The following is a 17,784-nucleotide window of genomic DNA, read 5'->3' as shown; positions in this document are numbered from 1 at the left end:
TCAGTGCAGGTCTTCCTCGGGGGGCAGCACCGGCAACACCATGATGCCCTCCTCGAGCAGGGCGTCGACCTCGTCGCGCGATGCCGCGCCGCGGATGTTGCGCACCTCGGCTTCGCCGTAATGAATCCGGCGCGCTTCCTCGGGCAGGCGCTCGCCCACGTCTTCCGCGCTGCGGGCGAGCTGGCGCAGGGTGGTGAGGGCTTGCGCCAGTGCCTCGGGAAGACCCGGTGTGGCACCGGCGGGGACGCTGGCGCGGGGCGCTGCAGGCGCCGGGGCCGAGCCCTGGTTCGTCGTCTCGGTGCGCTTTGGCGAAGATCGCTCACGCGCCGCTGCGCCGGTCTGGACGTAGGGGGCGCTGGGCAGGCGCCGGATGTGCGTGCTCGAACAGACCGGACAGCTCACCAGTCCACGAACGAGTTGTTCCTCGAAGCTGGCGCTGGTCGCAAACCAGCCCTCGAAGACATGCTCTTCGGGACAGGAGAGGTCTAGAACGATCACGGTTGACTGCCCCCTGAACGGGTCTGCATGCACGGCTGCAGGCTTGCACATGCCTGCAGCCGATGGACAGTCAGCGTTGGCAAATGGTGCCCGGAGCGGGGGTCGAACCCGCACGCCTTGCGGCGAGGGATTTTAAGTCCCTTGTGTCTACCAATTTCACCATCCGGGCACATTGTCTTCAGCGGCCCTGCTCCGGCAGCACGATGTTGACTTCGAGCACTTCCATGTTGTCCTGCTTGTCGAGATGCACCTTGATGTCGTCGGGATTGACGGCGACGTACTTCGAGATGACCTCGATCAGCTCACGCTGCAGGGCTGGCAGGAAATCGGCGGTGGCGCTGCCGCCGGCGCGCTCGTGTGCGATCAGCAGCGACAGGCGGTTCTTGGCGATCTCGGCGGTCTTCTTCTTTTCGCCGAAGAGGCGGGCGAGGAAGGACATGTCACTTGCCTCCGAACAGACGCTTCATCAGCCCCGGCTTTTCGTAATTGACAAAGCGAAGGGGGCGATCCTCGCCCAGGAAACGGCCGACGACGTCGGAATAGGCTTCGGCGACGTCGGTACCCTTGAGATGAATCGCAGGCGTGCCCTGGTTGGAGGCATGGAGTACGGACTCGGACTCCGGGATGACACCGATCAGCGGCACGCGCAGCAGCTCCTGCACGTCCTTGTAGGACAGCATCTCGCCGTCCTCGACGCGCTTGGGCGAGTAGCGGGTGATGAGCAGGTGCTCCTTCACCGGCTCGCCGCCGTCGCGCGCGCGCTTCGACTTGGACTGCAGGATGCCCAGGATACGGTCGGAGTCGCGCACCGAGGACACCTCGGGGTTGGTGGTGACGATGGCCTCGTCGGCAAAGGTCAGGGCCATCACCGCACCGCGCTCGATGCCGGCCGGGGAGTCGGCTACCACGTAGTCGAAGGCCATGTGCTCGAGCTCGCCCAACACCTTCTCGACACCTTCCTCGGTCAGCGCGTCCTTGTCGCGCGTCTGTGAGGCGGGGAGGATGAAAAGATTCTCGCAGTGCCTGTCCTTGATCAGCGCCTGGTTCAGGCGCGCCTCGCCGTTGACCACGTTCACAAGGTCATACACCACGCGCCGCTCGCAGCCCATGATGAGGTCCAGGTTGCGCAGGCCGACGTCGAAGTCGATCACGGCGGTCTTGAAGCCGCGCAGGGCGAGCCCGGACGCAAAGGCTGCACTGGTGGTGGTCTTGCCGACGCCGCCCTTGCCTGACGTTACAACGATGACTCTCACGATATCCCCTTGTTGATGCAGTGCGCTGGCTCAGTCGAGCTTGAGCGCTTCGATGTTGAGTGTGTGTTCTGTGCCGCTCAGTCGAACCATGGTGGGTCGGGCGGCAAGCGTCTCGGGTATGCCGCGTTCGAAGGTGCGGAACACGCCGGCGATGGAGACCAGTTCGGGGCCGAAGTTGCTGGCAAGGATGCGGGCGCTGTGGTCGCCCTGCGCGCCGGCGATGGCCCGGCCGCGCAGCGGGCCGTAGCAGTGGATGCTGCCGTCGGCGATGACTTCGGCACCCGGGCTGACGCCGCCGAGCAACACCAGGTCGGCGCCGCGCGCATAGACCTGCTGACCGGAACGCAAGGGACGGTCCACGAACATCGTCGGCGCCACCGTGGCGGCCGCGGGCGGCGGCGCGACTGGCGCTGCTGCCGGTGCGGGGGCTGCCGGGACGGGCTTCGGGGTATCTGCAGCGGCGGGACGATCGCCGAGCATGGCGCCGTCGAGCAGTGCCAGCCCAGCCTGGCGCGCGCCGGCGTGGAAGGCCTCGGGCAGGCGGCAGACGCCGATCGGCTGCAGGCGGTAGCGCCTCAGCAGGGATTGCAGCCCCGCCCAGTCGATGCGCTCGGGGGTGTCGCGCAGCGCCGCGAAATCAAGGATGACCGCCTCGCCGTTGAAGAAGTCAGGCATGCCGCCGAGCATCTTGTGCAGGGCGTCGGCGAGCACATTGGGCTCGGCCGCCTGCAGCACGGCAACGGTGGCCCCCAGCGTCGTACTGCGGAATTCGATCGGGCGGGCAGGCGCAGAGGCTGGCATGGACGGTGAGGGCTTCAAAACTCGAGGAGTGTACTGATGGCCACGCGTTCGGGCAAGCAGACCCGCCCCCGTGCGCCCGATCAGTGCAGCGTGGGCGGACGGAAGAGGGCGTCGACGTCGGCCGCATCGAGGCGGTAGGTGTGGTTCGACAGATCGTCGTGCACCACGACCTCGCCGTGCTCGGCGAGCAGGGCGCGGATCTCGTCCTCGCCAAGCGCGCGCAGCATACTGGCGACCTTCTCGGGATCGGCAGGCCAATCGTGCGTGACCGGTCTGGCATCGAACAGGCGCACGTTCTCCTCGGCGAACAGGCGGCGCAGGATCTCCTGCGCGTCCAGGCCGAGCAGTTCGTCGTCGCGCACGGTTTGGGCGAGCTGCTGTATCCGCGACCAGCCGTCGGCATCCCTCGCGTCGGCGCCGGGCAGCTTCTGCACGAAGAGGGCGACCGCGGCGTCTGCGCTGCAGGCCAGCCACAGGCCGGCGGGTTGTTGCTCGGACTGCGCGAGGTAGTGCTCGAAGGTGGCGGCGATGCTCGTGCCCTCGAGCGGGACCAGGCTCTGATAGGGCTGGTCCAGCCCGGGAATGTCGAGCGAGAGCTGCAGCCTGCCATCGCCGACCAGCGCCCCGAGTTCGCCGCTGGCGGCTGCGGCGGCGGGAATGGCGTCGGCCTTGGCATAGCCGCGCAGGTTGAGCGTCTCGGCGCAGTCGACCACGAGCAGGCTCACCGGCCCATGGCCGCTGATCTGGAAGGTCAGGCGCCCGGGCTGCTTCAGGTTGCCGGCAATGACCGCGGACACGGCGCTCATCTCGCCCAGCAGGCGGGCGACGGCGGGGGCGTAGGAACGGCCCTGCTGCATCGCCTGCCAGACATCGGTCAGGCGCACGACGGCGCCGCGGATGTCCAGGTCTTCAAGCAGGAAGCGCTGGACGTAGCTGGGGGGGAGGGAGTCGCTCATGGAGTGGGGTCCGGGTGGAGTGCGGCCGGGTGGTATGCGCAGTGCCGACCAGGCGGTCGGACAGGCTTCAGCCCTGGGTCTTCATTTCGAAGGCGTCGGGGTCGAAGCCGACAAGGAGCTCGCCGTCAGCGAACTCGATCACCGGACGACGGATGAGGCTGGGCTGGGCCTGCATCAGCGCGATGGCGGCGGTCGTGTCGGTGACCGCCTGCTGCTCGGGCGACAGCTTGCGCCAGGTCGTGCCGCGCCGATTCACCAGCGCCTCCCAGCCGCCGAGGCGCTCGCACCAGCGCTGCAAGGTGGCCGGGTCGATGCCCGCCTTCTTGTAGTCGTGGAACAGGTAGGCGACGCCGGCGCCTTCGAACCAGGCGAAGGTCTTCTTCATCGTGTCGCAGTTCTTGATGCCATGGATGACGATGCGCATCGCGTAAGGGCTCCTACTTTGCGCCGCGGGCGCGGGCGAAGGCATCGGCCAGCGCGCCGCCGGCCGCCGGCTGACGGTCGGTCTGCGCGCGGCCGCCGGTCGGCTTCGAGCGCTGCGCGTCGCGGTCGGCAGGCGCCGGGCGGCGGTTGTCGGGGCGCGCGCCGCCGCGTGCCTCGCGCGCGTCCTGGCGGGCGGGTTCGCCACGGCGCGGCGCGGCCTCGTCGCCGAGGCGCATCGTCAGGGCGATGCGGTGGCGCGCAATGTCGACTTCGAGCACCTTCACTTTCACCACCTGGCCAGCCTTGACCACGCTGTGCGGGTCCTTGACGAAGGTGCTGGACAAGGCGGAGATGTGCACCAGGCCGTCCTGATGCACGCCGATGTCGACGAAAGCGCCAAAGTTGGTGACGTTGGTGACGACGCCCTCGAGCAGCATGCCCGGCTGCAGGTCCTTGAGCGTCTCCACCCCTTCGCGGAAGCTGGCGGTGCGGAACTCGGGGCGCGGGTCGCGGCCGGGCTTCTCGAGCTCGGCGAGGATGTCCTGCACGGTCGGCAGGCCGAAGCGCTCGTCGGTGAACTCGCTCGCCTTGAGGCTCTTGAGGAAGCTGCCGTTACCCATCAGCTCGCGCACGCTCTTCTTCACCTTGGCGAGGATGCGCTCGACCACCGGGTAGGCCTCCGGGTGCACCGAGGAGGCGTCGAGCGGATCGTCGCCGCTGGGGATGCGCAGAAAGCCCGCGGCCTGCTCGAAGGTCTTGGGGCCGAGGCGCGGCACGTCCTTCAACGCGCTGCGGCTGCGGAAGGGGCCCTTGGCGTTGCGGTAGTCGACGATGTTGCCGGCGAGCGTGGCGTTCAGCCCCGAGATCCGCGCCAGCAGCGGTGCCGAGGCGGTGTTCACATCCACCCCGACCGCGTTCACGCAGTCCTCCACCACCGCGTCCAGGCTCTTGGCCAGCCGGCCCTGATTGACGTCGTGCTGGTACTGGCCGACGCCGATCGACTTGGGATCGATCTTGACCAGCTCGGCGAGCGGGTCCTGCAGGCGGCGGGCGATCGACACCGCGCCGCGCAGGCTGACGTCGACGTCGGGGAACTCCCTTGCCGCCAGTTCGGACGCCGAATACACCGAGGCACCGGCCTCCGACACCATGACCTTGGTCAGATGCAGCTCCGGGTAACGCTTCATCAGCTCCGCCACCAGTGCGTCGGTCTCGCGCGAGGCGGTGCCATTGCCGATCGCGATCAGCTCGGCGTCGTGCTTCTTCGCCAGCGCGGCGATGGTGGCGATCGAGGACTCACGGTCGCGGCGCGGCTCGAAGGGATACACGGTCGCGGTGTCGACCAGCTTGCCGGTGGCGTCGACCACCGCCACCTTGACGCCGGTGCGGATGCCCGGATCGAGGCCGATAGTGGCGCGCGTGCCGGCGGGGGCGGCGAGCAAGAGGTCCTTGAGGTTGCGCGCGAAGACGCGGATCGCCTCTTCCTCGGCGCGCTCGCGCAGCTCGCCCATCAGGTCCAGCTCGAGGTGGATCGAGATCTTCACGCTCCAGGCCCAGCGCGCGGTCTCGGCCAGCCAGCGGTCGGCCGGGCGGCCCTCGTTGCGGATGCCGAAGCGCACGGCGATGCGGCCCTCGCAGGGGTGAGGGGCGTCCGGGTCGGGGCGCTCGACTTCCAGCGACAGGCGCAGCACGCCTTCGTTGCGCCCGCGCAGCAGCGCCAGCGCGCGATGCGAGGGCATGGTGGCGATCGGCTCGGCGAAATCGAACCAGTCGCGGAACTTGGCACCTTCGGCCTCCTTGCCCTCGATCACGGCCGAGCGCACCTGGCCGTGTTCATGCAGGTAGGCACGCAGTTCGCCCAGCAGCGTGGCGTCCTCGGCGAAATGCTCCATCAGGATCTGGCGCGCGCCATCGAGCACCGCCTTGGTGTCGGCAAAGCCCGCGTCGGCATTGAGGTACTTTGCCGCCTCGGTCTCCGGCGCCAGCGTCGGATCGGCCAGCAGGGCCTCGGCCAGCGGGCCAATGCCCGCCTCGCGCGCGATCTGCGCCTTGGTGCGGCGCTTGGGCTTGTAGGGCAGGTAGAGGTCTTCGAGGCGCTGCTTGGTATCGGCGTGTTCGATCTCGGCGCGCAGCTCGGCGGTCAGCTTGCCCTGTTCCTCGATCGAGGCGAGCACGGTGGCGCGGCGGTCCTCGAGTTCGCGCAGGTAGCCCAGGCGTTCTTCCAGGGTGCGCAACTGGGTGTCGTCCAGACCGCCGGTGACTTCCTTGCGGTAGCGGGCGATGAAGGGCACGGTGGCGCCGTCATCGAGCAACTGGACGGCAGCGATGACCTGGCGCGGCGAGACGCCGAGTTCTTCGGCGATGCGGTGTTCGATCGGGGGGAGCATGGGCGGGCGAGGGCGTTGGCTGAAACGAAGGGCGGGATGGTGCAGCAAGCGTCCGCATGGGGCAAGGCCTGCGTCCCGACCGCCAGGCCGGGACGGCGCGCGGGCAGGTTAGAGCGCGACCAGGGTCTGGCGACCCCACCAGGTCTCGCCCGCGGCCAGGCGAACCGGCGCGTGCGCCGCGGCGGCCTCGACGCACAGCATGTGGCGAAAGCCGTCGGCAGGCAGATCGGGCAGCGCGGCGCTGCGCTCGAGCCAGGGGTTCCACACCACGACGTCGGCAAAGCCGTCAGCGTTGATGCCCAGGCTGCGGTCGTATTCGCGCAGCAGCAGCGGGCGCTTGACGTCGCGATAGATGCGGTCGGTCTCGGCTTCGACCAGCAGCACGTCGCCGCTGTCGCGCTTGACCCGGTCGGCATCGGTCTTGTCGCTGTAGTGATAGCCGTGCAGGCCTTCGAGGCGTGATTCCTCGACCTCGCGCACGGCGAGGTAGCTGTGCAGAGCGGCGGTGAATTCCAGCGCCGCGCTGCCGGTGTTCTCGACCTCCAGCTCGAGTTCGAGGCGGCTGTCCTCGATCAGGATGCTGAGCTCGGCATGGAAGGCGTGGGGCCACAGCGCGCGCGTGGCGTCCGAGTCGGCAAGGCCGAGCGTGACAAGGGCGTATTCCTTGCTGCCGCGCTCGGTCTCGACCGTCCACATCGCCGTGCGCGCGAATCCGTGCTTGGGCAGGCTGCCCTGGTCGGCGAACTGTGGGAAGCACACCGGCATCCCGCCGCGGATCGGCGCGCTCCCGTCGAGCACCGCACTGGGGCTCAGGTAGAGGCGCTCACCACCGCCCGGCGGCATCCACGACAGCACCTGGCCGCCGAACAGGCTGACCACCGCCTGCGCACCCGTCGCCGTCTGCAGCCGCAGCGCGGGCAGGCCGTGAAAGTCGATGCGCTCGATCCCGAATGCCATCGCCTCAGTCCTGCAGCGGCAGCACGCCGAGCTTCACGGAGCTGTCCTCGGGGTCGTTGCTGAGCACGAAGCCGAGGCGCTGCACGAACTTGAGCATGCGCTCGTTGTTGGCGAGGAAGACGCCGTTCATGTAGCCGATGCCGCGGCTGCGCGCGGTCTCGATCAGCACGCCCATCAGCTTGCGCGCCAGGCCACGGTGCTGCCAGTCGTCGGCCACCACCACGGCGAACTCGCAGGACTCGCCATCCGGGTTCACCGCGTAGCGGCATACGCCGATTTCCTGCTCGACGCCGTCGGCATTGAGCGTGGCAACGAAGGCCATCTCGCGGTCGTAGTCGATCTGGGTCAGGCGCGCGACCATCGCAGGCGGCAGCTCGCGCATCGTGTTCATGAAGCGGTAGTACTTGGTCTCGGCCGACAGCCTGCGCACGAAGTCGATCTCGAGCTCGGCGTCCTCGGGCTTGATCGGGCGGATGGTGACCACCGTGCCGTCGGGCACGATCCAGGTGCTGATCAGGTGCGAGGGGTAGGGGTGGATCGCCATGTGGTCGTAGCGATCGGCCGTCGGCGAGACGTTGTCGACCATGATGCTGGCGTCAACCGCGACCGCACCGTGCTCGTCGACGATCAGCGGGTTGATCTCCATCTCGGTGATCCACGGCAGCTCGCACACCATCTCCGACACGCGCAGCAGGATGAGCTCGAGCGCGTTCATGTCCACCGCGGGCATGTTGCGGAACTCGCCCAGGCGCGAGGCGATGCGCGTCGAGCGGATCATGTCGCGCACCAGGAAGCTGTTGAGCGGCGGCAGCGCCACGGCGATGTCGCGGTTGGCCTCGACCAGGTTGCCACCCTCACCGAAGGTGATCGCGGGGCCGAACACCGGGTCGCGCTTGACGCCGACGACCAGTTCGCGGCCGTTGCGCTTCTGGATCATCGGCTCGATGGCGATGCCGTTGATCGAGGCGTCGGGCTGGACGCGCTTGACCTCGTCGAGGATCTCCTGGTAGGTCGAGCGCACCGCGGCCAGGCTGCGGATGTTCAGGCGCACGCCGCCGACGTCCGACTTGTGGGCGATGCTGGGCGAGTCGATCTTCATCACGATCGGCAGTCCGATCTCGGCCGCCAGCACCATCGCCTCGGCGGCCGAGCGCGCCACCACGGTCTGCGCGATGGGAATGCGGAAGGCCGCCAGGAGCGCCTTCGATTCCATCTCGTTGAGCTTCTTGCGCCGCTCGGACAAGGCCATCTCGATCACCAGCCGCGCGCTTTCGATCGACGGCGCGGGCAGGTGCGATAGCGAGGACGGCGTCTGCATCAGCAGCTTCTGGTTCTGGTAGTAGGCCGAGATGTGGCTGAAGAGCTCGACCGCGGGCTCGGGCGTACGGAAATGCGGGATGCCGGCGACGCTGAACTTGCGTCGTGCCTCGCCGACCAGCTCCTCGCCCATCCAGCAGGTCACGACCGGCTTGTCGGCGGTCTTCTCGAGCTCGATCACCGCTTCGGCCACGCCGGTCGGGTTGCTCATCGCCTGCGGCGTCAGCATCACCAGCACGCCATCGACATTGGGGCCCTCGAGCACGGCCTTCAGGGCCTTGCTGTAGCGCTCGGGGTCGGCGTCGCCGAGGATGTCGACCGGGTTGCCGCGCGACCAGCCGGCGGGCAGCGCGGCGTTGAGCTTCTCCATCGTGCCTTCGGAGAACTCGGACAGCGGAATGCCGATGTCGGATGCACGGTCGGCCGCCATGACGCCCGGCCCGCCGCCGTTGGTGATGATCGCCAGGCGGTTGCCGCGCGGGCGGAAGTGCGAGAACAGCGCATTGGCCGCGGCGAACAACTGACCCATGTTGTAGAGGCGAATCACGCCCGCACGACGCAGCGCCGCATCGAAGATGGCGTCGTCGCCCATCGGTGCACTGGTGTGCGACAGGATGGCGCGCGAGGCCTCGGGATGGCGACCGGCCTTGATCAGCAGCACCGGCTTGACGCGTGCCGCGCCGCGCAGCGCGCTCATGAAGCGGCGGGCGTCGCGGATGCCCTCGACGTAAAGGAAGATGCTCTCGGTACGCGGGTCCGAGATCATGTATTCGAGCACTTCGCCGAAGTCGATGTCCGAGGACGAACCCAGCGACACCACGGCCGAGAAGCCGACGTTGTTGGGCTTGGCCCAGTCGAGGATGGCCGCGCACAGCGCCCCCGACTGCGAGATCAGGCCGATGCTGCCCTTGAGCGCGGTGGCGTGGGCGAAGGTGGCGTTGACGCCGAGCTGCGGGCGCATCACCCCGAGGCAGTTGGGGCCAAGCAGACGGATCTTGTGGCGGTGGGCGGCGTCGATCACCTGGCGCTCGAGCAGCGCACCGCGCGGGCCAGCCTCGGAGAAACCGGCCGAGAGCAGGATGGCGGCCTTGACGCCGGCGCGACCGCAGCTCTCGACGATGGCCGGTGCCTTCTCGGCACGGACCGCGATCACGACCAGGTCGAGACGGTGCGGTACCTCTTCCACCGACTTGTAGCAGGTGATGCCGTGCACCTGGTCGTGCTTGGGGTTGATCGCGAACAGCCTGCCCTTGTAGCCCGCATCGAGCATGTTGCGCAACAGCACGTTGCCGAGCGATGCCTCGCGCTCGCTGGCGCCGATGATGCCGACCGAGCGCGGCTCGATCAGCGGTGACAGATAGTGCTTCTCTTTCATGATTGAGACCCGCAAGTGGGTTGGATTCGGTTGGGCGAGGGACAGGGCGCGGCAGTGCGCGTCAGCCTGTGAGTTCGCCTGATTATACTGCGGTGCACAATAAGCCCTTCGGCGCTCTGTTGCATTTCGCGCACTATGTCATGTTTGCGCGGCATCTTAGACGCGTTCTACTCAATGGCCGAGGGTGAAATGAAAGCGCGCGCCTTCGCCCGGCTGCGCATCGACCCAGATGCGCCCCTCGTGGCGGGTGACGATGCGCTTCACCGTCGCCAGCCCGATCCCCGTCCCCGGGTAGTCCTCGCTGGCATGAAGGCGGGTGAAGGGCTCGAACAGGCGCTCCGCGTAGCGCATGTCGAGCCCGGCACCGTTGTCTTCGACGCAGAACACCGTGCGGCCGCCCTCGCGTTCGGCACGGAAGGCGATGCGCGGCGCAGCCGCGGCGGCACAGAACTTCCAGGCATTGCGCAGCAGGTTGTCGAGCAGCACGTGCATCAGGGCAGGATCGGCATTGACGCTGAGCCCGCGCGTGATCACCACGTCGACGTTGCGCGTCGGGTCCTCGGCGTGCAGATCGCGGATCACCGATTCGGCCAGCTGCGACAGATCCACCGTCTCGCGCTGCAGCGCCTGGCGCGTGAGGGTGGCGAGGCCGATCAGCGCGTCGATGAGGATGGCCATGCGCTCGGCGGCCTTGCGGATGCGGCCGAGGTGCTCGCGCTGCCGGGCGTCGAGCAGCTCGGCCGTCTCGTCGGCGAGAATGCGCGAGAAGCCGTCGATCGCACGCAAGGGCGCACGCAGGTCGTGTGACACGGAATAGGAGAAGGCTTCGAGTTCGCGGTTCGCTGCTTCCAGCTCGGCCGTGCGTGCGCGCACCCGCGCTTCGAGCTCCTGGTTGAGGTTGCGCAGCGTCAGTTCGGCGATCTTGCGCGACGAGATGTCGTCGATGGTGCCGGCGATCCATGCCGGTGCGGTGTCCGTCGCGCTCACCAGGCGGCCGCTCACGCCGACCCAGCGGATCTCGCCGCCCAGCGTCCGCAGGCGTAGCTCGTCCGCCCACTCGTGCAGCGCCCCGGCGAGCAGCTGCTCGAAGGCGGCTTGAGCACGGGCTCGATCGTCGGGGTGCAGGAAGTCGGTCAGCGGACGGTTCAGGCTTTGGCCGACGTTGAACCCGGACAGCACATGCCAGTAGTCATTGAGAAAGCTCAGGTGGCCGTCGTCGTCGGTGCGAAACAGCACTTGCTGGACCGACTGCAGCATCTCGAGGCAAAACGGGTCACCCTGCGCTGCAAGCAGACGTGTGGTCGCGGAGGGCGCGGCCGGCGATGGGCGCTCGGTGGACTCCCTCGGGTTCGCATCGCTGGATGGCGGTCGAGCGGTCACGGTGGCAATGACGTGTTGGGCGGGAGGTGTTCGCCGGCTGGGCCGGGCGAAACGACCTCCTGTATAGCACAGTTCGTGCGCCGCGGTCCGCAAGGCGCGTGCGCCCGCATAGAATCGCCAGCCACGACGATCGATGACCGACCGGGTGGTGCATGCCCCCGTGCCGCAGGGCGGCCCGCCCTGTCCTTGTCGCCTGTGCCCTTGCGTCCCATCCACCCTGCCGAGCCTTCCCACCATGACCGCTACGTCCCATGCCCACCTCCCTGCACCCTCGAACTGGGTGCTGCGCTTCGCCTCCCTCATTGCCGCTGGCGGGTCGGTGCTCGACTACGCCTGCGGCAGCGGCCGCCATGCGCGCTGGCTGGCGGCGCAGGGCTGGTGGGTCGAGGCGGTCGACCGCGACCTCGCGGCCCTGCAGGCGCTGCAGGGCGTTGCCGGCGTAAGCACGCTGGCGCTTGATCTCGAAGGCGAGGACTGGCCGCTCGGTGGTCGTCGCTACGATGGCCTGGTGGTGACCAACTACCTCTATCGGCCGCGCTTCGACGACATGCTGGCGCTGCTCGCGCCGGGCGGCGTGCTGATCTACGAGACCTTCATGGCCGGCAACGAGCGCTTCGGCAAGCCGTCGCGCCCGGACTTCCTGCTGCAGCCCAACGAGTTGCTCGAGCGGCTGCGCGGCGACTGGACCCTGATCGCCTTCGAGCAGGGCGAAGTGCACGGCGCCCGCCCGGCCGTGCTGCAGCGCGTGTGCGCGATACGAGGTCAGGTCGCGCCACGCCTGCCCTGAGGCCGAACGGATCAGCCGAGGGCGATGATGCGCCGCGCCAGCTCGCGCACGCCGTTGGGGCCGAGATCGTCCGTGTGCAGGCGCGGGGCCTTGGCGTAGCCGGCGTAGTTGCCGTCCTGCGAGCGGCGATAGAGCGGGTCGTAGTGCAGGTCGATGAGCTCGCCGAAGAGCGCCGGCAGGGCGCCGGCGGCGGCGAGCGCGTGCCAGCGCGCCAGGGTCTCCTTGCTCTGCAGCTCCCGCAGCCGTTGCAGGTTGCGCTGCAAGCCGGCGACGTCGTCGCCCAGGTAAGCGTAGTCGCGGACGAGGAACTCGAGGCGGGCCTCGCGCGTGGCGTCGATCATCACGCAGGGTGCGGCGCGCATGCGCATGATCAGCGGTTCGGGCACGAAGACCAGGCCGATCTTGCGGCTTTCGGCCTCGACGTACACCGGGCGTGTCGGGTCGAGCGCCTCGAGTCGTGCGTTCAGCATCGTCTCGAAGTGCTTCTGCGCGGGTTGGGGGCGGTCGGGCAGGGCGCCGAGCACCGAGCCCTTGTGGGCGGCGAGCGCTTCCAGGTCGAGTGTCTGTGCGCCCAGCTCGGCGAGCGCCTCGAGCACGCGCGTCTTGGCGCTGCCGGTCGGGCCGCACACCACGCGCAGGTCCAGCGTCGGCGTGATGTGTTCGATGCTGGCGATGACGTGGTGGCGGAAGGCCTTGTAGCCGCCTTCGAGCTGGCAGGCATCCCAGCCCACCATGCGCAGCCAGGTGGTGAACGAGCCGCTGCGCTGGCCGCCGCGCCAGCAGTAGATCAGCGGCCGCCAGGTCCTGGGTTTGTCGCGCAGGGCGGTGCCCAGGTGATGGGCGATGTTGGCCGCGACCATCGCGGCGCCGATCCGGCGCGCGTCGAAGGCCGATTGCTGCTTGTAGATCGTGCCGACGATGACGCGCTGGGCGTTGTCGAGCACTGGCAGGTTGATCGCGCCGGGCAGGTGGTCCTCGGCAAACTCCGCCGGCGTGCGCGCATCGATGATCTCGTCAAACCCGGACAGCTGTGCTACGGTCGCGACGCCTTTCTGCATGGTCAATGCGGCCTCATCCGACGCCTGCGCCGGCCTGCCGCCACTCCTTACACAAGATGAATGAAATCAAACTGACCCAATTCTCCCACGGCGGCGGATGCGGCTGCAAAATCGCGCCCGGCGTGCTGTCCGAGCTGCTCGCCGCGATGCCCGCCGGCCTGGTCCCGGCCGACCTGCTGGTCGGCACCGATACGGCCGACGACGCGGCCGTCTACCGCCTCAACGACGGCCAGGCGATCGTCGCCACCACCGATTTCTTCACCCCCATCGTCGATAACCCGCGTGACTTCGGCCGCATCGCGGCAACCAATGCGCTGTCCGACGTCTATGCCATGGGCGCCACGCCGCTGTTCGCCCTCGCGGTGGTCGGCATGCCGCTCGACAAGCTGCCGCGCGAGGTGATCGGCGAGATCCTGCAGGGCGGTGCCGAAGTCTGCCGCGAGGCGGGAATCCCGATCGCGGGTGGGCATTCGATCGACGTGCTCGAGCCGATCTACGGCCTGGTCGGCGTGGGCGTGGTCGATCCGGCGCGGGTGCGCACCAATGCTGGCGCGCAGGCCGGCGACGTGCTGATCCTGTCGAAGCCGCTCGGCATCGGCATCCTGTCGGCAGGGCTGAAGAAGGGCCTGCTGTCCGACGATGGCTATGCGCAGATGCTGCGCTGGACGACGACGCTCAACCGCGCCGGGGCGCGCCTGGCCGACATCGACGGGGTGCACGCGGTGACCGACGTCACCGGCTTTGGCCTCGCCGGCCACCTGCTCGAGATGTGCCGCGGCGCGAAGCTGGGCGCCACGCTGCAGTTCGACGCCCTGCCGGTGATCACCGAGGCGCTGGCCCTGGTGCGTGACGGCACCGCCACCGGGGCATCGGCGCGGAACTGGGCGAGCTACGGCGACAGCATCGCGCTTGCGGCCGGGGCGCCCGATTGGCAGCGCAAGCTGCTGACCGATCCGCAGACCTCGGGCGGGCTGCTGATCGCCTGCGCGCCGGAGGCGGTGGAGGCCGTTCAGGCCGCCATTCGTGCCGAGCAGGGCGAGGCCGGCAGCGTGGTGGGGACGATGGTGGCGGGGCCGGCGCGGGTGCAGGTCGCTTGAGCGCCCCGCGCGCTGAGCCGCGCGCGGTCCATCGCTTTTACTCCTTGCGGGCCTGCGCGCGCTGCGTCTGAGTCAACAGCGGCGCCAAACCGTTCCACACCGTGTCCAGCACCAAGGGCTGGGCCTCGGCGCTGGGGTGGATGCCGTCGGGCAGGAACAGCTCGGGTTGGTCGGCGAAGCCCTCCAGCAGGAAGGGCACCAGCGCTACGCCCGTGTCCTCGGCGAGGTCCGAGAAGGTCTGGGCAAAGCGGCGCGTATAGGCCGCGCCGTAGTTCGGCGGCATCTGCATGCCGACCAGCAGCACGCGGGCGCCCGCGGCCTGGGCCTCGGTGATCATCGCCTTCAGGTTGTCGGCGATCAGCTGCGGACGCAGGCCGCGCAGGCCGTCGTTGGCGCCGAGCTCGAGGATCAGGATGTCGGGTCGGTGGCGCTCGAGCGCGGCGGGCAGGCGGGTGCGCCCACCGGACGAGGTTTCACCCGATACGCTGCCGTTGATGACCTCGTGCTGGAACCCTTTGTGCTGCAGGCGCGTCTGCAACAGGGTGGGCCAGTCCTCGCCGGGCTTGAGGCCGTAGCCGGCCGACAGGCTGTCGCCCCAGACCAGGATGGTCGATGCGGCGTGTGCCATGCCGGCGAACAACAACATGACGAAGAAGGTAGCGATGGATCGTAGCGGCATAGAGATCTCCAGTCCGGTCATCGAAGTCGATGGCCTGTCCAAACAGGTGCGGCTGGCCGACGGCCAGGGCGATCTGCACATTCTGCAGGACGTCAGTTTTGCGGTGGGGGCGGGGGAGTCGGTGGCCATCGTCGGCGCATCCGGCTCGGGAAAATCGACGCTGCTGGGATTGCTTGCCGGGCTGGATGTTCCCGCGCGCGGCACGGTGCGGCTGCAGGGCACCGATCTGTTTGCCCTCGACGAGGACGCGCGCGCGGCACTGCGCGGCGAGTCGATCGGCTTCGTGTTCCAGTCCTTCCAGTTGCTGCCGGCGCTCACCGCACTCGAGAACGTGATGCTGCCGCTGGAGCTGGCCGGCGTGGCCGACGAAAAGGCGGTGGCGACGCAGTGGCTGCAGCGCGTCGGACTGGGCAGCCGGCTGCGCCACTACCCCAAGCATCTGTCGGGCGGAGAGCAGCAGCGCGTGGCGCTGGCGCGCGCCTTTGCCCCCAATCCGCGTCTGTTGCTCGCGGACGAGCCGACCGGCAACCTGGATGCGGAGACCGGCCAGGCGATCATCGAGCTGATGTTCAGCCTCAACCGCGAGGCCGGCACGACCCTGATCCTGGTCACGCATGACGAATCGCTTGCCCGCCGCTGCGGGCGGGTGCTGCGCATGCAGGCGGGCCGCCTGAGCGAGCCGCTGCGGGCCTGAGCACGCCGGCCCTCAGGCCGACGCGGGACCGAAGATGTCGAGGATGCCGTCCAGGCCGCAGTGATCGAGACAGCAGTGCGCCACGTCGCGCAGCACCGGCTTGGCATGAAAGGCGACGCCGAATCCGGCGGCGCGCAGCATTGGGATGTCGTTGGCACCGTCACCGGCGGCGATGACCTGCTCCGCCTTGAGGCCGAGCTCGTCGCGTGCGCGCTCGAGGTGCGCCGCCTTGCCCTCGCCGTCGACGATGTCGCCGATCACCTTGCCGGTGAGCTTGCCGTCGACCACTTCCAGCTCGTTGGCCCAGGCGTAGTCGAAGCCCAGGCGAGTCTTCAGCCGCTCGGTGAAATAGGTGAAGCCGCCCGACACCAGCATGCTGCGGATGCCGGCGCGCTGCAGGCCCTGCAGCAGGCGCTCGGCGCCCGGGTTTAGCTGCAGGCGGTGATCGAAGACCTCGGCCAGCGCGTGCTCGTCGAGGCCGGCGAGCAGGGCGACGCGGCGCGTCAGCGATTCGCGGAAATCGATCTCGCCCTGCATCGCCGCCTCGGTGATCGCCGCCACCTCGCGCTTGAGGCCCTGCATGTCGGCGATCTCGTCGATGCACTCGATGTTGATCAGGGTCGAGTCCATGTCGGTCACGAACAGGCCGAAGTCCGTCAGCTTGCGCCCTTCGGGCAGCCACACATGGTCGAGCCCGCCGGCATTGCAGGTGGCGACCAGGGCCTCGTGCGGCTTTGCGCCCACGAGCCTGAACGAGCGCGGCGTGATCTGCTCGATCTCGCGCGCCTCGGTGAGCTTGGCGACGTTCTTCAGCGCGACGCTGTCGACGTCGCTGGCCAGCACGACCAGGTTCATGCGCGCCGCTCCGCCCGCGGCAGCACCTCACGCAGCATCGCCGCGGACTTGCGGATCATGTCCTCGGTGGTGTCCCAGCCGACGCAGGCGTCGGTGACCGAGCAGCCGTACTTGAGCTGCGACAGATCGTCCGGAATCGGCTGATTGCCGGCCTCGATGTTGCTCTCGATCATGAGGCCGACGATCGACTGGTTGCCTTCGCGGATCTGGTGCATCACGTCCTTCATGACCAGCGGCTGGTACTCGGGCTTCTTCCACGAGTTGGCGTGCGAGCAGTCGACCACGACGTTCTTGGGCAGCTTGGCCTTGGTCAGCGCCTGTTCGGCCAGCGAGACCGACACCGTGTCGTAGTTGGGGCGCCCGCCGCCGCCGCGCAGCACGACGTGGCCGTAGCGGTTGCCACGAGTGCGCGTGACCGCCGACTGGCCCTGGCTGTTGATGCCGAGGAAGCTGTGCGGGCTGGCCGCCGAGATGATGGCGTTGATCGCCACCTCGAGATCGCCGTCGGTGGCGTTCTTGAAGCCGACCGGCGTGGACAGGCCCGAGGCCATCTCGCGGTGGGTCTGCGACTCGGAGGTGCGCGCGCCGATCGCGGTCCAGGAAATGAGGTCGCCGTAATACTGCGGCGCGATCGGGTCGAGCGCCTCGGTGGCGGTGGGCAGGCCGATCTCGCACACGTCGAGCAGGAACTTGCGCGCGCGCTCCATGCCGACGTCGATGCGGAAGGAGTCGTCCATGAACGGGTCGTTGATGAAACCCTTCCAGCCGGTCGAGGTGCGCGGCTTCTCGAAATAGACGCGCATCACCAGCAGCATCGTGTCGGAGACCTCGTCGGCCAGCGCCTTCAGGCGGCGCGCATAGTCCAGCCCGGCCACCGGATCGTGGATCGAGCACGGCCCGACCACCACGAACACGCGCGGGTCCTTGCGGTCGAGGATGTTCATGACCGCCTTGCGGCCCGCGACCACCGAAGCCGCCGCGCGCTCGGTCAGCGGCACGCGCGCCTTGATCTCCTCGGGCGAGGGCATGTGGTCGAAGGCGAGGACGTTGAGGTTTTCGGTCTGGGTGAGCGGCATTGCTGGGGGCTCCGGTTGCGGCCTGGGAAGCTCGCAATTGTAACGCCCACGCTCGGCGCTGTCGTGGCGGATTTGGTGGCGGCCGCACAGGGCAGGGCGGCTAGACGGCGCTCGGCGGTGGGTCCGCCGTTTCGATACCCCTCTGGGTCAAGATAGTTGTCGCCTCGATAGAATCTGAAACCCGAGGGCGA

Annotated in this window: 17 protein-coding genes and 1 tRNA gene; 3 read left to right on the top strand and 15 right to left on the bottom strand. The window is 68.6% G+C overall.

The features are described 5' to 3' along the window. From PLC66_RS04950 to PLC66_RS04900, 11 genes are all read right to left on the bottom strand, one after another. Positions 1 to 498: a DUF1178 family protein gene (locus tag PLC66_RS04950; RefSeq protein ID WP_324538132.1), complete on the bottom strand. Its 498-nt coding sequence runs from the start codon at positions 496 to 498 to the stop codon at positions 1 to 3. An 84-nt stretch (positions 499 to 582) separates the two neighbouring features. Further along, positions 583 to 667: transfer RNA gene (locus tag PLC66_RS04945), tRNA-Leu, on the bottom strand. Positions 668 to 676: 9 nt separating this feature from the next. Continuing rightward, positions 677 to 937: a cell division topological specificity factor MinE gene (gene minE, locus PLC66_RS04940; protein ID WP_324538131.1), complete on the bottom strand. Its 261-nt coding sequence runs from the start codon at positions 935 to 937 to the stop codon at positions 677 to 679. A 1-nt stretch (position 938) separates the two neighbouring features. Then, positions 939 to 1,751: a septum site-determining protein MinD gene (minD, locus tag PLC66_RS04935; protein WP_324538130.1), complete on the bottom strand. Its 813-nt coding sequence runs from the start codon at positions 1,749 to 1,751 to the stop codon at positions 939 to 941. Positions 1,752 to 1,781: 30 nt separating this feature from the next. Beyond that, a complete protein-coding gene (gene minC, locus PLC66_RS04930) occupies positions 1,782 to 2,552 on the bottom strand; it encodes a septum site-determining protein MinC (RefSeq protein WP_324538129.1) in 771 nt (256 codons plus the stop codon). A gap of 80 nt (positions 2,553 to 2,632) precedes the next feature. After that, positions 2,633 to 3,508, bottom strand: a complete 876-nt coding sequence (gene hslO, locus PLC66_RS04925) for an Hsp33 family molecular chaperone HslO (protein ID WP_324538128.1) — start codon at positions 3,506 to 3,508, stop codon at positions 2,633 to 2,635. Positions 3,509 to 3,575: 67 nt separating this feature from the next. Continuing rightward, positions 3,576 to 3,932, bottom strand: coding sequence for an ArsC family reductase (locus PLC66_RS04920; protein ID WP_324538127.1), 357 nt, complete (start codon positions 3,930 to 3,932; stop codon positions 3,576 to 3,578). A gap of 13 nt (positions 3,933 to 3,945) precedes the next feature. After that, positions 3,946 to 6,318 carry a Tex family protein gene (locus tag PLC66_RS04915; RefSeq protein WP_324538126.1) on the bottom strand — a complete coding sequence of 791 codons (2,373 nt, stop codon included), beginning with the start codon at positions 6,316 to 6,318 and terminating at the stop codon, positions 3,946 to 3,948. A gap of 108 nt (positions 6,319 to 6,426) precedes the next feature. Beyond that, positions 6,427 to 7,275 (bottom strand): D-hexose-6-phosphate mutarotase, encoded by an 849-nt coding sequence (locus PLC66_RS04910; protein ID WP_324538125.1) that lies wholly within the window; start codon positions 7,273 to 7,275, stop codon positions 6,427 to 6,429. A gap of 4 nt (positions 7,276 to 7,279) precedes the next feature. Further along, positions 7,280 to 9,967, bottom strand: a complete 2,688-nt coding sequence (locus tag PLC66_RS04905) for a bifunctional acetate--CoA ligase family protein/GNAT family N-acetyltransferase (RefSeq protein WP_324538124.1) — start codon at positions 9,965 to 9,967, stop codon at positions 7,280 to 7,282. A gap of 171 nt (positions 9,968 to 10,138) precedes the next feature. Continuing rightward, entirely contained in the window at positions 10,139 to 11,224 is a 1,086-nt protein-coding gene (locus tag PLC66_RS04900; protein WP_324538123.1) for a sensor histidine kinase, read from the bottom strand. A gap of 358 nt (positions 11,225 to 11,582) precedes the next feature. Between PLC66_RS04900 and PLC66_RS04895 the strand changes: the two genes are divergently transcribed. After that, positions 11,583 to 12,134 (top strand): class I SAM-dependent methyltransferase, encoded by a 552-nt coding sequence (locus tag PLC66_RS04895; RefSeq protein WP_324538122.1) that lies wholly within the window; start codon positions 11,583 to 11,585, stop codon positions 12,132 to 12,134. An 11-nt stretch (positions 12,135 to 12,145) separates the two neighbouring features. Here the strand turns inward: PLC66_RS04895 and mnmH are convergent, their stop codons facing one another. Then, on the bottom strand, positions 12,146 to 13,192 hold the full coding sequence (mnmH, locus tag PLC66_RS04890) for a tRNA 2-selenouridine(34) synthase MnmH (protein ID WP_324538242.1): 1,047 nt from the start codon (positions 13,190 to 13,192) through the stop codon (positions 12,146 to 12,148). Between the two features lie 56 nt (positions 13,193 to 13,248). Here mnmH and selD point away from each other — a divergent pair, with 56 nt between their 5' ends. Then, positions 13,249 to 14,289: a selenide, water dikinase SelD gene (selD, locus tag PLC66_RS04885; protein WP_324538121.1), complete on the top strand. Its 1,041-nt coding sequence runs from the start codon at positions 13,249 to 13,251 to the stop codon at positions 14,287 to 14,289. Between the two features lie 37 nt (positions 14,290 to 14,326). On the opposite strand, the gene PLC66_RS04880 is transcribed toward selD, so the two are convergent. Beyond that, positions 14,327 to 14,968, bottom strand: a complete 642-nt coding sequence (locus PLC66_RS04880) for an arylesterase (RefSeq protein WP_324538120.1) — start codon at positions 14,966 to 14,968, stop codon at positions 14,327 to 14,329. Here PLC66_RS04880 and PLC66_RS04875 point away from each other — a divergent pair. Continuing rightward, complete coding sequence (locus tag PLC66_RS04875) at positions 14,952 to 15,662, top strand: ABC transporter ATP-binding protein (RefSeq protein ID WP_324538241.1); 711 nt, start codon at positions 14,952 to 14,954, stop codon at positions 15,660 to 15,662. The genes PLC66_RS04880 and PLC66_RS04875 overlap by 17 nt on opposite strands. A gap of 12 nt (positions 15,663 to 15,674) precedes the next feature. Here PLC66_RS04875 and serB read toward each other — a convergent pair whose 3' ends face one another. After that, positions 15,675 to 16,517: a phosphoserine phosphatase SerB gene (gene serB, locus PLC66_RS04870; RefSeq protein ID WP_324538119.1), complete on the bottom strand. Its 843-nt coding sequence runs from the start codon at positions 16,515 to 16,517 to the stop codon at positions 15,675 to 15,677. Continuing rightward, the gene (locus PLC66_RS04865; RefSeq protein ID WP_324538118.1) at positions 16,514 to 17,593 is read right to left on the bottom strand and encodes a 3-deoxy-7-phosphoheptulonate synthase; all 1,080 of its coding nucleotides are present in this window, start codon (positions 17,591 to 17,593) and stop codon (positions 16,514 to 16,516) included. The genes serB and PLC66_RS04865 overlap by 4 nt, the downstream gene beginning before the upstream one ends. Positions 17,594 to 17,784: the final 191 nt, after the last annotated feature.

Origin of the sequence: Thauera sp., from assembly GCF_035444905.1 — a bacterium.
Lineage (GTDB): Bacteria > Pseudomonadota > Gammaproteobacteria > Burkholderiales > Rhodocyclaceae > Thauera.
The sequence above is the reverse complement of the archived record's forward strand: the minus strand, read 5'-3'. Positions and strand labels throughout refer to the sequence as shown.

Bases quoted from the DNA above. Each gene is read 5' to 3' on its own strand.
- minE (WP_324538131.1), bottom strand. From the start codon at position 937: ATGTCCTTCCTCGCCCGCCTCTTCGGCGAAAAGAAGAAGACCGCCGAG.
- minC (WP_324538129.1), bottom strand. From the start codon at position 2,552: ATGCCAGCCTCTGCGCCTGCCCGCCCGATCGAATTCCGCAGTACGACG.
- hslO (WP_324538128.1), bottom strand. From the start codon at position 3,508: ATGAGCGACTCCCTCCCCCCCAGCTACGTCCAGCGCTTCCTGCTTGAA.
- PLC66_RS04920 (WP_324538127.1), bottom strand. From the start codon at position 3,932: ATGCGCATCGTCATCCATGGCATCAAGAACTGCGACACGATGAAGAAG.
- PLC66_RS04915 (WP_324538126.1), bottom strand. From the start codon at position 6,318: ATGCTCCCCCCGATCGAACACCGCATCGCCGAAGAACTCGGCGTCTCG.
- PLC66_RS04910 (WP_324538125.1), bottom strand. From the start codon at position 7,275: ATGGCATTCGGGATCGAGCGCATCGACTTTCACGGCCTGCCCGCGCTG.
- PLC66_RS04905 (WP_324538124.1), bottom strand. From the start codon at position 9,967: ATGAAAGAGAAGCACTATCTGTCACCGCTGATCGAGCCGCGCTCGGTC.
- PLC66_RS04900 (WP_324538123.1), bottom strand. From the start codon at position 11,224: ATGCTGCAGTCGGTCCAGCAAGTGCTGTTTCGCACCGACGACGACGGC.
- PLC66_RS04895 (WP_324538122.1), top strand. From the start codon at position 11,583: ATGACCGCTACGTCCCATGCCCACCTCCCTGCACCCTCGAACTGGGTG.
- mnmH (WP_324538242.1), bottom strand. From the start codon at position 13,192: ATGCAGAAAGGCGTCGCGACCGTAGCACAGCTGTCCGGGTTTGACGAG.
- selD (WP_324538121.1), top strand. From the start codon at position 13,249: ATGAATGAAATCAAACTGACCCAATTCTCCCACGGCGGCGGATGCGGC.
- PLC66_RS04875 (WP_324538241.1), top strand. From the start codon at position 14,952: ATGGATCGTAGCGGCATAGAGATCTCCAGTCCGGTCATCGAAGTCGAT.
- PLC66_RS04880 (WP_324538120.1), bottom strand. From the start codon at position 14,968: ATGCCGCTACGATCCATCGCTACCTTCTTCGTCATGTTGTTGTTCGCC.
- serB (WP_324538119.1), bottom strand. From the start codon at position 16,517: ATGAACCTGGTCGTGCTGGCCAGCGACGTCGACAGCGTCGCGCTGAAG.
- PLC66_RS04865 (WP_324538118.1), bottom strand. From the start codon at position 17,593: ATGCCGCTCACCCAGACCGAAAACCTCAACGTCCTCGCCTTCGACCAC.